This is a genomic window from Halapricum sp. CBA1109 (assembly GCF_009741825.1).
Classification (GTDB): Archaea; Halobacteriota; Halobacteria; order Halobacteriales; family Haloarculaceae; genus Halapricum.
This window is the reverse complement of sequence record NZ_WPCA01000006.1, coordinates 15561-28367: the sequence shown is the minus strand read 5'-3', so window position 1 is coordinate 28367 and position 12807 is coordinate 15561. Positions and strand designations below refer to the sequence as shown.

The following is a 12807-nucleotide window of genomic DNA, read 5'->3' as shown; positions in this document are numbered from 1 at the left end:
ACCCGCAGGGTGAGGTGATGACTGATCTATCCGGAACAGACGTGGCCGTCGTCGGCGGGGGCGTCGGCGGGCTCTCCACAGCGTGTTATCTGGCCGACGCCGGCGCGACGTGACCGTGCTGGAGAAAAACGAACAGCTCGGCGGCCGGGCCAGCCGGATGGAGCGCGACGGGTTCGTCTTCGACATGGGCCCGTCGTGGTACCTGATGCCCGACGTCTTCGAGCGCTTTTTCGGCCACTTCGGCCGGGAGCCCAGCGACTTCTACGACCTCGAACACCTCGACCCGCACTACCGCATCTTCTTCAAGGACGACGACCGGGCCGACGTGACGCCCGACCGGGCGCACAACCGGGCGCTGTTCGAGTCCTACGAGGACGGCGCGGGCCAGGCCTTCGAGTCGTATCTGGACACCAGCGAGACCCACTACGAGACGGCGATGAACAAGTTCGTCTACGAGGACCGCTCGCGCCTGCGGGACTGGGTGGACCTCGACGTGATGACCGCGGCCCCTATCGGCCTCCAGTTGATCGGGTCGATGCAGGGCCACGTCGAGGAGTACTTCGACCACCCGAAGCTCCAGCAGATCATGCAGTACACGCTGGTCTTTCTCGGCGGGTCCCCGAAGAACACGCCGGCGCTGTACAACATGATGAGCCACGTCGACTTCAACCTCGGCGTGTTCTACCCCGTCCCGAAGGACGGCGACGGCGCGGGCGGTATCGGCCTCGTGATCGACGCCTTCGTCGAACTGGGCGAGCAGCTGGGCGTCACCTACGAGACAGACGCGCCCGTCACCGAGATAGCAAAGCGGAAACACGGCTTCCTCGTCGAGACCGAAGACGGCACCCAGTACAACCCCGAGAAGACGGTAGTCAACGCCGACTACCGCCACGCCGAACAGGAACTGCTCCCCGAACACGAACGCCAGTACGACGCCGACTACTGGGACGACCGGACCTACGCGCCCTCGGCGTTCCTGCTGTATCTGGGCGTCGAGGGCGACGTCGAGGAGTTGGCCCACCACACGCTGGTCCTCCCGACGGACTGGCAGCCCCACTTCGACCAGATATTCGAGGAGCCGGCGTGGCCGGACGAACCCGCCTACTACCTCTGTGTCCCCTCGAAGACCGACGACGACGTGGCCCCCGAGGGCCACAGCAACCTCTTCGCGCTGGTGCCGCTGGCGCCCGGTCTGGAAGACTCCGAACGGGTCCGCCAACGCTACCGCGACCGCATCCTCGACGACATCGCCGAGAACACCGGGACAGACCTGCGGGACCGCATCGTCGTCGAGGAGCGGTTCTCGGTGTCGGATTTCGTCGACCGGTACAACGCCGCCGGCGGGACGGCGCTGGGGCTTGCCCACACGCTCAGACAGACCGCACTCTTGCGGCCGAACAACCGCTCGTCGGCGGTCGAGGACCTCTACTTCACCGGGTCCTTTACCACGCCGGGCATCGGTGTCCCGATGTGTCTCATCAGCGGCCAACACACCGCAGAAGCGCTGATCGACGACCACGACTGAGGCTATGACCGACGTGAGCATCCCGTCGCTGGACCGCCTGCTCCCGCCCGAGGAGACGACGCTGGGCTACCTGTTGCGGCTCTCGCGGCCCCGGTTCTGGCTGTACCTCGCCGGCCCGGTCGTCGTCGGCGTCGCCTACGCCGCGGACACGCCGGCGGAGTTGTTCAGCCCCGTCGCACTGGTGTTGTTCGCGTACTTCCTGCTACCGGCGAACATCTACCTCTACGGCATCAACGACGTCTTCGACGCCGACATCGACGAGGCAAACCCCAAGAAAGGCGACAAGGAGGTCCGCTTCGAGGGCGGCGCGGAGGTCATCTTCGTCGTGTTCCTCGCCGGTGCGCTGGGCGTGCTGTTGGTGCCGTTCGTCGGCGGCGCGGCGGTGCCGCTGGGGATATACTTCTTCCTCGCGACGGGTACAGCGCGCCGCCGCTGCGGTTCAAAACGAAACCGGTCCTCGACTCGCTCTCTAACGGCCTGTACGCGATGCCGGGCGTCGTCGCCTACACCGCCGTCGCGGGAGCGTACCCGCCGGCGGCGGCCGTCGCGGGCGGGTGGCTGTGGACGATGGCGATGCACACCTTCTCGGCCATCCCCGATATCGAACCCGACCGGGAGGCGGGCATCCGGACGACGGCGACGCTTTTGGGCCAAGGTCGGACGTACGCCTACTGCGCCGTCGTCTGGGCCGCGGCCGCGGCGGCGTTCGCGCTCGTTCACCCCTTCCTCGGCGCGGTGCTGGGGGTCTACCCCCTCTTGGTGGCCGGCATCGTCGCCGCCGACGTGGCCGTCGACCGGGCCTACTGGTGGTTCCCGGCGATCAACACCGTCGTCGGGGCCGTGCTGACGATGGCGGCGCTGTGGGTGATGCTGTATGCCTGATTTGGACCGTAAGACGGTCGAACAGCGGCTCGATCAACTCGTCACCGACAACCGGTTCACCATCGCGGTCACCTTCCCCGCCGTCGGCGCGGTGACGCTGTACGCCTCGGCGCGCGGGTGGCTCCCACCGCTTTTGTCGTTCAACCCGTGGTTCATCCTCGCCGGCGTGGTCGTGATGCGACTGCCGCTCGCGGCCGGGCTCGCGCCGCTTTTGGACCGAAAGGGAGCCGTCCTGCTCGGCGCTATCACGGCCTACGCCTACGGCATCGAACTGCTGGGCGTGACGACCGGGTGGCCCTACGGCGCCTTCGAGTACGGCATCGACCTCGGGCCGATGCTGTTGGGGAAGGTCCCGATCGGTCTCCCGGTCTTTTTCTTCCCGCTGGTCCTGAACAGCTACCTGCTCTGCCTGCTGTTGCTCGGTGACCGGGCCCGCTCGACGGGGGTACGGCTCGCCGCCGTCATCGGGACGGTCATCGCGATGGACCTCGTGTTGGACCCGGCGGCCGTCGCCATCGGTTTCTGGGCGTACGACGGCGGCGGGGCCTTCTACGGCGTCCCGTGGAGCAACTACGCCGGGTGGGTCCTCTCGGCGACCGTCTCGGTGGTCGCGTTCGACCTCGCGTTCGACACCGAGTCGCTGCTCGCCCGCCTGCGGTCGTGTGGGTTTATGCTGGACGATCTGGTGAGTTTCGTCATCCTCTGGGGTGTCATCAACGCCGCGTTCGGGAACTGGATACCGGTCGCCCTCGCCGTCCTGTTCGGGGTTGGTCTGCTGTACACCGACCGCTTCGACTTCTCGGTGTTGCGGACCGCGCCCGGGGCGGACTGGCTTGCGGCGCGGGAGTAGGTCAGTCGTCGCCGGCCTCGGCGTCGACCTGCGAGCGCCGGCGGGCGGCGCGTTCGATGAACTCGCGTGGGAGTTCGTCTATCTCGCCGGCCTGGACCGCCCAGAGGTTGGCGTAGAGGCCGTCCTCGGCCAGCAACTCCTCGTGGGTGCCGCGCTCGACGACCCGGCCGTCCTCGACGACGACGATCTGGTCGGCGTCCTTGATCGTCGAGAGGCGGTGGGCGATGGCGAAGGTCGTCCGGTCTGCGGTGAGTTTGTCGAGGCTCTTCTGGATGAGCATCTCCGTCTCGGTGTCGACGTCTGAGGTCGCCTCGTCCAACACCAGTATCGAGGGGTCTTTGAGGATGGCCCGGGCGATGGCGATGCGCTGACGCTGGCCGCCGGAGAGCTTCACGCCGCGCTCGCCGACTTTCGTGTCGTAGCCCTCGGGGAGATTCTGGATGAACTGGTGGGCCTCGGCCATCTTCGCGGCCTCGACGACGGCGTCGTGGTCGGCGTCGAACGTCCCGTAGGTGATGTTCTCCTCGACGGTGCCGTAGAAGAGGAACGTCTCCTGGCTGACGTAGCCTATCTGCTGGCGGAGGCTCGGGATGGTCACGTCCCGGACGTCCGAGTCGTCGATGGTGATAGCGCCCCCGTCGACGTCGTACATCCGGAGCAAAAGCTTCAGGAGCGTCGACTTGCCCGCGCCGGTGGGACCGACCAGCGCGACGGTGTCGCCGCCCTCGACGTCGAAGGAGACATCCTCGACAATGCGCTCGCCGGTGTCCGTCTCGGCGTCGTAGTCGTAGCCGAAGGTCACGTCGTCGAAGGCCACCTCGCCGTCAGTGACTGCGAGCGGTTCGGCGTCGGGGTCCTCGGCGATGCGGGAGGGCGTGTCCATCAGGCCGAAGATGCGCTCGGCGGAGGCGTAGGCCCGCTGGTACATGTTGATGATCTGGCCGAACTGTGCCATCGGCCAGATGAACCGCTGGGTCAGGAGGATGAAGACGACGAACTCGCCGGTGCGGAGGCCGCCGGTGAAGAAAAACGGGGCCGCGCCGGTCGTCTGGTAGGTCAGAAGCCAGAAGCCACCGATCATAAAGGTGAGCACGAAGCCGATACCGGAGATGATCCGGAGGCCGGGGAAGAACTTGATCCGCGTCTCGATGGCGCCCCAGTTGGCGTCGAAGTAGTCCTGTGAGACGTCCTCGACGCGGTCTGACTCGTAGGACTCGGTGTTGGCGGACTTGATGACCGTGATGCCGCCGAGGTTGTTCTCCAGCCGCGAGTTCAACTGGCCGACCGAGGAGCGCACGTCGGCGTACTTGGGCTGGATGGTGTCGATGAACCGCTTCGTGAAGAAAGCGATCAGCGGCACGGGGACGAGCGCGATCAGCGCCAGTTGCCAGTTCATCCACAGCAGGATGGCGGCGATGGCGACGACCATCACGCCCAGCCGGAACGCGGAGTTCATCCCGTCGTTGAGGAACCGCTCCAAGCGGTTGACGTCGTTGCTGAGGACGGACATCATCTCGCCGGTCTGCTTGTCGGCGTAAAAATCCATATTCAGCCGCTGCATCTTGTCGTAGGTGTCCGTCCGGACGTCGTGTTGGATGTGCTGTGCGAAGTTGTTCCAGCCCCAGTTTCGGGCCCAGTGGAAGACGGCCGCAAGCAGGAAAGCGCCGGCGATGATTCCGCCGGTGAACACCATCTGCATCGGGCGGTCGGAAGGGAGCCACGACTGGGGGACCAGAGCGAACGCGAAGGCGGTCTCCTGGCGGATGACCGCGTCGATGGCGACACCGAGCAGTAACGGCGGGACCAGATCCAGCACGCGGGCGAAGACACTGGCTATCAGCCCGACCACGAAGTAGCCGGTGTTGTCCCGGCCGTACTCGGCGAACAGGCGCGCCATCGGGCGCTCGACGCGTTCGCGCTGTTCCTCGAACACGTCGTCGTCGTCGAGAGCGGAGGCGTCCACACACGGAACAGGGCGCGCGGAACAAAAAGGCCGTCGGGGCCACGCTAACTGGTCACAGAGTCGGGAATCCCGACGCGGTCGCCGACGCCGACGCCCGTCGCGTTCGCGTACCCGCGGGGGACTTCGAGGACGTATCGACCCTCGCCGGGATACTCCCGCAGGTCGTCGCTGGAACTGTCGCCCGGGACCGGCGCGTGGTGGACAGTCGTAATGGTCCCGTTCTCGGCGACGAAGAGGATGTCCAGCGGGAAGGACATGTTCCGCATCACGTAGCCGTACTCGCCGGGGGAGTCGTGGACGAACAGCATCCCCTCGCCGGTATCGAGGGAGCCAGTCTCGCTGAGGCCGACGTACAGTTCGCGGTCGCTCTCGGCGACGCGGACGTCGACGGCCGCGAGTTCGGTGCCGTTGTCGTCGGCGAGGGTGACGGTCGTCTCCTCGTAGTCGAGCGGATGGAAAACGCCCGCGAGAGGGCCTGTAGGGCTAGTGAGCCAGAGGGCTGCGACGGCGGCGATAAGAGCCAGCGAGACGACAGTGAGAGCCCGCTCGCGGTCGACCATACCGGGAGGAGGGGGTCGGCGGTGGTAAACCGTTCGGCTGAGACAGAAAGGGTTATTCACGACGATGGCGAGGGTTCTGGTGTCGGGTCCGTGGTCTAGTTGGTTATGACGCGGCCTTTACAAGGCCGAAATCGGCGGTTCAACTCCGCCCGGGCCCATATTCTCGACGAGCGGACGCGAGGAGAGTACTGGGACCGAAGAGTTCGAAGCAGGGAAGACGAGCGGGGCGAGTCTTCACGCGGTTCAACTCCGCTCGGGCCCACTTCTGTCGCCGACTGCGACGAACGAAGTGAGGAGCCAGCGGCGACTGTGTGGACCAAAGAGTTCGAACCCGAGGAGTCGCAGCGCGAACGGAGTGAGCGACCGTCTCCGCTCGGTTCAACTCCGCTCGGGCCCATCGCTTCTACGATGGTGTCGTGAGCGACGCGAGTGACACCTCGGAACGCCGTGCGTTCCGGTGAACGGACGTGAGGAGTGAAGCGTACAGCCGGGCGGGGAGAACCCGAGGAGTCGCAGCGCGAACGGAGTGAGCGACCGTCTCCGCTCGGTTCAACTCCGCCCGGGCCCACTTCTGTCGCCGACTGCGACGGTGTCGTGAGCACCGCGAACGACACCTCGGAACGCGAAGCGTTCCGGTGAACGGACGTGACGAGCGAAGCGTACAGCCGGACCGCGGAAACAGCGCCCAGTCTCACTCGGACGATTCGTTCCCGACGGAGCACTCCCCGGTGCGTTCGAGGACCGTCACGTGGTTGTAGACGCCGAAGTCCTGTGGGTCGCCGTACTGGATGGTCCGGGGGAAGATGCCGGCGCGGACGGCGTTCCACGTCTGGTCGATTGGCTCGCCGCCGTTGCGGATGTAGAACGGCTTCGGGCCGAAGGACTCGGCCACCTCGTAGGGGTAGGGAGCGTTCTCGGTGAGGTACTCGCCGTCGTCGCTGAGCAGGTCGTGGACGTAGGCGGCGTCGCCGTAGCCGGTCCAGCGCGAGGAGAGGTCGCTGTGGTTGTCCGGCGCGAGCCAGATGTACGCCCGCTGGTAGTTCAGGGCGATGTAGTCGGGACAGCGCCGTTCGACGTTCTGGAGCCACCGCGAACGGGACATATCCTCCATCCCGGTGGTGCGGTAGCTCGGCCGGTAGATGGTCGCGTCGTGGGGGACGCCGGCCTCCTGAGAGTCCCACGAGTAGGTCTCGACGGTGCCGTTGGGGCCGAGGTTCGACTGGAGGTAGGCGGCCGACTGGTCGCGGGGTTGGGTGGCGTAGCGAAGGTGCCGACGCCGGCGTAGACGGCCGTCGAAACGAGCAGGACGGCCATCACGGCGCGGCCGACCGGCGGGCGGGCGGCCCGGAGGCGCTGGAGGGCGACGGCGGTGAGCAACACGACCAGCGGGAACAAAAGCAGGATGTGGTGGGTGCGGACGTACGTCCACGCCGAGACGATGGCGGCCATCACGAGGACGCCCGACAGCAGGAGGGTGACGCCCTCGCTCTCGAAGGAGCGCTCGCGGAGTCGCGGGATAGTGGCGAGGACGCCGCCGACGGTGGCGACAGCCATCGGCCAGCCGAGGCCGTTGAGGTAGCTCCGGGCGATCCACCACGACGTGGGACGGACGAGCCAGCCGTGTTGGCTCCCCTTCGTACCGACGCCGCGGGTGAGCCGCTGGACGATTATCTCCGGACCGACGGCGAAGGTGTGGGGGAACCCGAGGACGACGAAGACGAACCCGGTCGTCGCGCCGAAAACGAGCAGGCGGGGGCGGGCGAGCGCGACCGCACGTCGAAGTCGGGGCCCCATCGCCGGTATCGAGAGCGGGAGCCAGTCGGGGACGCCCGAGTGCAGGCGGTCGTCGGCCCGGCGCCGGAGCAGGAGGGCGAAGGCGAGGATCAACAGCGCGGTCCCGACCCAGACGTCGAAGACGGGCGAGAGGGGGCCGAGGACGCCGACGCCGATGTCCGAGAGCAGGAGGAGTTTGGGGACGCCGACGGCGAGCCCCGAGAGCGCGAGGAGTTCGGGGACGCCGGGGAGCCGACCGGAGACGGAGAGGTCGGGGTCGCGGTACTCCCGGCGCATCCGGACGAGGTAGGCGACGCCGAGCAACACCGCGCCGAGGCCGGCGCTGATCTTGAACGCGATGGCGAGGCCGCCGATCACGCAGGCCTGCAGGTAGGTCCACAGCGATCCGGTCTGGACGTACCGGAGCGCCAGATACACCACGACGAGAAAGCAGAACATCGCGGGGATGTCCTCGCCGGCCTCGTGGGCGAGGACGATGACGGCCCACGTGACCGAGAGCATCACGGCGGCGAGGCGGCCGGTCGCGCGGTCGCGGATCAGCGTTCCGATGCGGTAGACAACGTACACCGAGGCGACGGCGAGGGCGGCGTTGACCAGCCGCGCCGCGAGGACGCTGCTGAACCAGACCCACCCGGGCACGGCCTGCCAGTGGGCGAAGTGGTCAGGAGCGAAGCGCATCCCGCGGGCGCCGCTGAAGACGCCGATCCCACTGGTCACCGCCGCGAAGGCGATGATCGGTGCGGTGACGAGCCCGTAGAGGTACAGCGTCGCGCCGTAGGGCCGCCAGAAGTCGATGCCGTCGCGGATACCGGTGGTCGTGGGATCCTCGATCCAGAAGGCGACTATCTCCATCGAGTCGACGACCCGCCAGCGCTCGTCGCGGGTCGCGAAGTTCGGGAGGCGGTGCCAGATCCAGAAGGTCATCAGCACGGTCGCCGCCAGCAGGATGTACAGGAGGTACGGGTCCTCCCGCAGGTCCTCGAAGATCTGTCGGCGAGCGCGGGCGAGTGGTTCGCGGATCACGGTTTGGAGGGGTTATCTGAGCCAGGTGACGAATATCGTCCGGGCGAGACCGATGGCGTAGCCCAACTGGGGCTTTTTCGTCTCGCCGGTCTCGCGCTGTTCGATGGTGACGGGAACCTCGGTGATGCGGAGCCCCTTCTTGCGGGCCTCGATCAGGAGTTCGGGGGCCGAAAAGCGCTCCTCGGTGAGGGTCAACTGCCGGAGCGAGGACCCACGGATGGCGCGGTAGCCGTTCGTGCAGTCGGTGATGTCCATCTTGGCGACGAGGTTGATGAGCGCGGTGAACACGCGGATGCCGGACTGGCGGGTGAGGCCGTTGCCCGAGCGGTCGGTGCCGATGTAGCGGGAGCCGACGACGTAGTCGGCCTCGTCGTCGGCGATGGGAGCGATCATATCGCCCAGTTGCTCGGCGGGGTGTTGGCCGTCGGCGTCCATCGTGACGACGATGTCCGCGCCGTGTTCGCTGGCGATGTCGAAGCCGGTCTGGAGCGCGCCGCCTTGACCCTGATTGATCGGGTGTTCGACGACGATAGCGCGGGTCTCGGCGGCCGCGCGGGCGGTGCCGTCGGTCGACCCGTCGGAGACGACGACCGGCGTCACGTGGTAGCTGTCGATGGTCTCCGGGAGTTCGGCGACGACGTCGGCGACCTGCATCGCCTCGTTGTACGCGGGGATGATGACGAACAGCGACGGGTCATCGATGTCCTCGCCCTCGGGAGCCTGCTCGACGGTGAGGCTCCGGGTCAGTTCGGCGATGGTGAGTTGGTTGTCGCGGGTCTTGGCGAACAGCAACAACACGAGGGCCGTCAGGGTGACGTTGGCGACCAGCGCGACGGCCAGCGGGCGCTGGTCGATAGAGAGGAGGTCACCGACGGCCGCGAACACGTCCGGAGCGACGGCGAGGACGGTGATGCCGGCGGCGAGGACGAGGGCGACACCGAGTTCCGTCCGGGAGAACGTCGTCCGGTATCGTTCGAGTCCCCACAACAGCGTGAGCGCGGCGACGCCGACGAGAATCGCCGTCAACTGCGGGCTGTTGAGTCCCCCCGTCTGAAGTACGGTCGCTGCTGCCGTCATCGATTCGTGCCGAACGTATCACGTCACAAAAGATAAACCCCGCGATACACTGCGTCTCGCGCGACCGGGAGCCGCCCTCACCCCTCGGATTCACGGGAGAGCAGCGCCGGGAGGTCGAGGCTCGCGAACGGCACCCACCCGAACAGCGCCGGGAGGTAGACGCCGAACGCTCGGTCGAGCAACACGACGACGCCAGCCACCTCCGGGGCGACGCCGAGGGCGGTGAGGACGAGCGTCGCCGAGGCCTCCGCGACGCCGACGCCCCCGGGCGTGACTGGCAGTATCGTCACGCTGTAGGCCGTCACGAGCGCGACCGGCAACAAAAGCGCCGGGGAGAATCCGCCGCCGAGGGCGTCGAGCAACAGCCACACCCTGATTCCCGGCGCGAGCGCCAGCGTCCCGACCCAGCCGAGGGCGTACGGGAGCACGACGGCGGGACGGGAGGAGAGGTCCCGGAACGTCGCCGCCGACTCCGCGGTGAACGTCGGGAGCTTCCCGACCAGTCCGGCCAGTCGGTCGCCGATTCGGGGGACTCGGGAGAAGAGGCCTTCGAGCGTGCCGAACAGCCGACCAGCCGCTTCGAGGCGGCGACCGGCGAGCAACACGAGGACGCCGGCGGCGAGGTAGGCGGCCGTCGAGAGGGCGACGACGACGGCGATGCCGCCCGGGAGCGCCGTGGCGAACAGGACGAGGCCGGCGAGCGAGACGACGCCGTACAGCGCCGCGTACAGCCCGGTGTTCAGGCCGGCCACTGTCACGGCGTCGGTCCAGTCGACGCCCGTGTAGTGGCGGACGACCAGCGGCGCGACCGAGTGCCCCGAGGCCTTCGACGGGAGGACGTGGTTGACGAACTTGATGACCAGATCGACCGTCGCGCTCGTCCGGAAGGCCACGCGGTCGAGGCCGTACAACAGCGCGTGCCACATCGAGAACCGAGTGACAAACTCCAGCGTGGTCACGGCGAGGACGGCCGCGACGACGAGCGGATCGACGGTGAGCAACTGCCGGCCCGCCCGTTCGAGGTCTATCTGGGCGAGGACGTACGCCAGCGCCCCGAGCGCGAACGCGGCCTGTGCCCCGAGGACGACGGCGCGTTTCAGTCGGTCGTTCACGGCGGCGGCCCTCCGTCGTACAGCGTCCGGTCCGCGACGACTGTCCGGGCGGTGACGAACTCGAAGTCCTGCTCGAGGATTGCCCGCAGCGCCCGCCGCATGTACGCACCCGACCGGACGTACACCCGCTTTGGAACGCCCTCGACGGCGGGCAGGTCGGCCAGTTCCCACGGGTGGATGTACAGCACCGGCGGGATGCCACGGCGGGCGAGCAGACGCATCCCGAGGATGGTGTAGGAGACGCCGAAAAACCGGATCCACGTGCCCGTCAGCGGCAGACCCAGACCGGGCATCACGGCGACCGGGAGTTCGGCGAGGGTCGGCGGCGCGTCGGGGTCGACGGCCGTCGCGGCCGCCGGCCGCTTGAGGTCGTACTCCCCGCCGTACCACCCCGGAATCGACCGACACGGGACGATGCTGGAGTCGTAGGCGTAGCCCGTCGCCGCGAGCGTCCCGAAGTGGTCGTCGGCGATGTCGAACGACGGCGCGCGAAAGCCGTCGACTGACTGGCCGGTCGCGGCTTCGAGTCGCTCCCGGGAGGTCGCCAGTTCCTCGCGCCGGCGGTCGGCCGACAGCTCCGAGAGGTGGTGGTGTGAGTGGGTGTGAGAACCTATCTCGTGGCCGGCGTCGGCGACGGCGTCGACGGCGTCGGGCGTCGAGTCGAGTATCTCCGAGACGGTGAAGAAGGTGGCGTCGGCGTCGGCGGAGTCGAGAGCGTCGAGGATGTCGTCGACGGCCTCGCGGCCGACAGTCGGGCGGTCGGTGGTCCCCGCGGCGCTCCGGTAGGCGGGCGTGTGCTGGAAGTACTCCAGATCGACCGAGAGCACCGCCGGGACCGATGGCATACCTCGGGGTACCGCGTCGGCCTACTTGTGTCGTGTGTTTGTCGGCCGACCTACTTCAGATAGCCGAGGTCCCGCATCGTCTCTTTGAGGTCCTCGGGGACCTCCTCCTCGTCGGCGGCGTCGGTCGAGGTGTCGCTCCCTTCGAAGGTGACGTCGGCGTCGTGGCTGATCAGTTTGTTCTCGAAGTCCTGCCACGCGACGGTGGCCTGCTCGTGCCACGGCGCGACGGTGACGGCCGTGTCGGTGGTCTCCTCCAAGAGATTGTTGCCGAGCCACCGGTCCTCGACGGTGCCGCCGCCGTGGGCGGCCATCGTCGGCGTGAGGTCCAGCAGACTCAGCGGCCCCTCCTCGACGTCGATGCCGTCGAAGATGACGGGCACGTCGATGAGGCAGTCGTCGACGCGGCGGAGTTGGGGCTGGTGGAAGTAGTAGCCCTCGTCGCCGAAGCCCTCGCCGTGGTCGGCGGTGAACACCAGCGCCGGGTCGCTGTCGACCTGTTCGCGGAGGTATCGGACGTTCTCGTCGGCCCGGGCCAGCGAGTCCCGGTACTTCGTCTCTATCTCCTCGCGCTCGGCGTCGGTGAGCTTGGTCGGTTTGAAGAAGGCCTTCTGGTCGAGTTCCTTCGAGATGGCGTCGTCGCCGGCGCCGTAGGGGCGGTGGGTCTCCATAAGGTGGATCCAGAGGAATCGCGGGGACTCGGCCTCGTTGAACCACTCGATGGCCTGCTCGACGACTTCGCGGTCGGTCGGGCGGTCCTCGCTCTTTGCGTGTGGCGGGTAGAACTTGTAGTAGACACGGCGCAGGAGGTCGAACTTCGCGAGGTACTGCCGGAGGCTGGAGCCGCGGTTGCCGGGTTCGATGAAGCTGTCGTAGCGGTCGAAGCCGTCGGCGAACCCGAAGGCTGCGTCGGTGTTGGGGTTGGGCGAGAGCCCCAGCGTGGTGTAGCCGGCCTCGGACAGCGACTGGGCGAGAGTGGGCTGTTCGACGTGGCCGGTCAGCACCGAACTGAACGTCGAGGCGTGGATGCTGGCGAGGCTCGGCCGCGTGTAGTGGGCCGCCGTCACGCCCTCGAGGACGTCGAACGACGAGAGGTACTCCATAGCGTCGATATAGTCGTACCGCACGGAGTCGGCGGTGACGAAGATGATGTCGTCCATTGAGTGGTCCATCACCGAC

The 12807-nt window shown here is 67.5% G+C and carries 9 protein-coding genes, 1 tRNA gene and 2 pseudogenes; 4 read left to right on the top strand and 8 right to left on the bottom strand.

Annotation, left to right across the window (positions count from 1 at the left end; all coding sequences use genetic code 11):
* The first annotated feature begins 17 nt into the window (after positions 1-17).
* The 3 genes and pseudogenes from GJ629_RS01575 (at position 18) to cruF (ending at position 3257) form a co-directional block, all read left to right on the top strand.
* Positions 18-1525: pseudogene (locus GJ629_RS01575) on the top strand (phytoene desaturase family protein).
* Positions 1526-1529: 4 nt separating this feature from the next.
* A pseudogene (locus GJ629_RS01570) lies at positions 1530-2407 on the top strand (prenyltransferase).
* Positions 2400-3257, top strand: a complete 858-nt coding sequence (cruF, locus tag GJ629_RS01565; protein WP_157511437.1) for a bisanhydrobacterioruberin hydratase — start codon at positions 2400-2402, stop codon at positions 3255-3257. Before GJ629_RS01570 ends, cruF begins: the two are co-directional and overlap by 8 nt.
* A gap of 1 nt (position 3258) precedes the next feature.
* On the opposite strand, the gene GJ629_RS01560 is transcribed toward cruF, so the two are convergent.
* Complete coding sequence (locus GJ629_RS01560; RefSeq protein WP_157511455.1) at positions 3259-5154, bottom strand: ABC transporter ATP-binding protein; 1896 nt, start codon at positions 5152-5154, stop codon at positions 3259-3261.
* A gap of 110 nt (positions 5155-5264) precedes the next feature.
* Positions 5265-5780: a DUF192 domain-containing protein gene (locus GJ629_RS01555; RefSeq protein WP_157511436.1), complete on the bottom strand. Its 516-nt coding sequence runs from the start codon at positions 5778-5780 to the stop codon at positions 5265-5267.
* Between the two features lie 84 nt (positions 5781-5864).
* Between GJ629_RS01555 and GJ629_RS01550 the strand changes: the two genes are divergently transcribed.
* A tRNA-Val gene (locus tag GJ629_RS01550) sits at positions 5865-5938 on the top strand.
* A gap of 533 nt (positions 5939-6471) precedes the next feature.
* On the opposite strand, the gene GJ629_RS01545 is transcribed toward GJ629_RS01550, so the two are convergent.
* The 6 genes from GJ629_RS01545 to GJ629_RS01520 all read right to left on the bottom strand — a co-directional run bounded on the left by GJ629_RS01545 (position 6472) and on the right by GJ629_RS01520 (position 12788).
* Complete coding sequence (locus GJ629_RS01545) at positions 6472-6882, bottom strand: hypothetical protein (protein ID WP_157511435.1); 411 nt, start codon at positions 6880-6882, stop codon at positions 6472-6474.
* Complete coding sequence (locus GJ629_RS01540; protein ID WP_157511434.1) at positions 6822-8597, bottom strand: glycosyltransferase family 39 protein; 1776 nt, start codon at positions 8595-8597, stop codon at positions 6822-6824. Before GJ629_RS01540 ends, GJ629_RS01545 begins: the two co-directional genes overlap by 61 nt.
* Positions 8598-8609: 12 nt before the next feature.
* Positions 8610-9674, bottom strand: coding sequence for a glycosyltransferase family 2 protein (locus GJ629_RS01535; RefSeq protein WP_157511433.1), 1065 nt, complete (start codon positions 9672-9674; stop codon positions 8610-8612).
* A gap of 77 nt (positions 9675-9751) precedes the next feature.
* Entirely contained in the window at positions 9752-10786 is a 1035-nt protein-coding gene (locus tag GJ629_RS01530; RefSeq protein ID WP_157511432.1) for a lysylphosphatidylglycerol synthase transmembrane domain-containing protein, read from the bottom strand.
* A complete protein-coding gene (locus tag GJ629_RS01525) occupies positions 10783-11631 on the bottom strand; it encodes a polysaccharide deacetylase family protein (RefSeq protein ID WP_157511431.1) in 849 nt (282 codons plus the stop codon). The genes GJ629_RS01530 and GJ629_RS01525 overlap by 4 nt, the downstream gene beginning before the upstream one ends.
* Positions 11632-11681: 50 nt before the next feature.
* On the bottom strand, positions 11682-12788 hold the full coding sequence (locus tag GJ629_RS01520) for a sulfatase-like hydrolase/transferase (RefSeq protein WP_157511430.1): 1107 nt from the start codon (positions 12786-12788) through the stop codon (positions 11682-11684).
* Between the last annotated feature and the right edge of the window lie 19 nt (positions 12789-12807).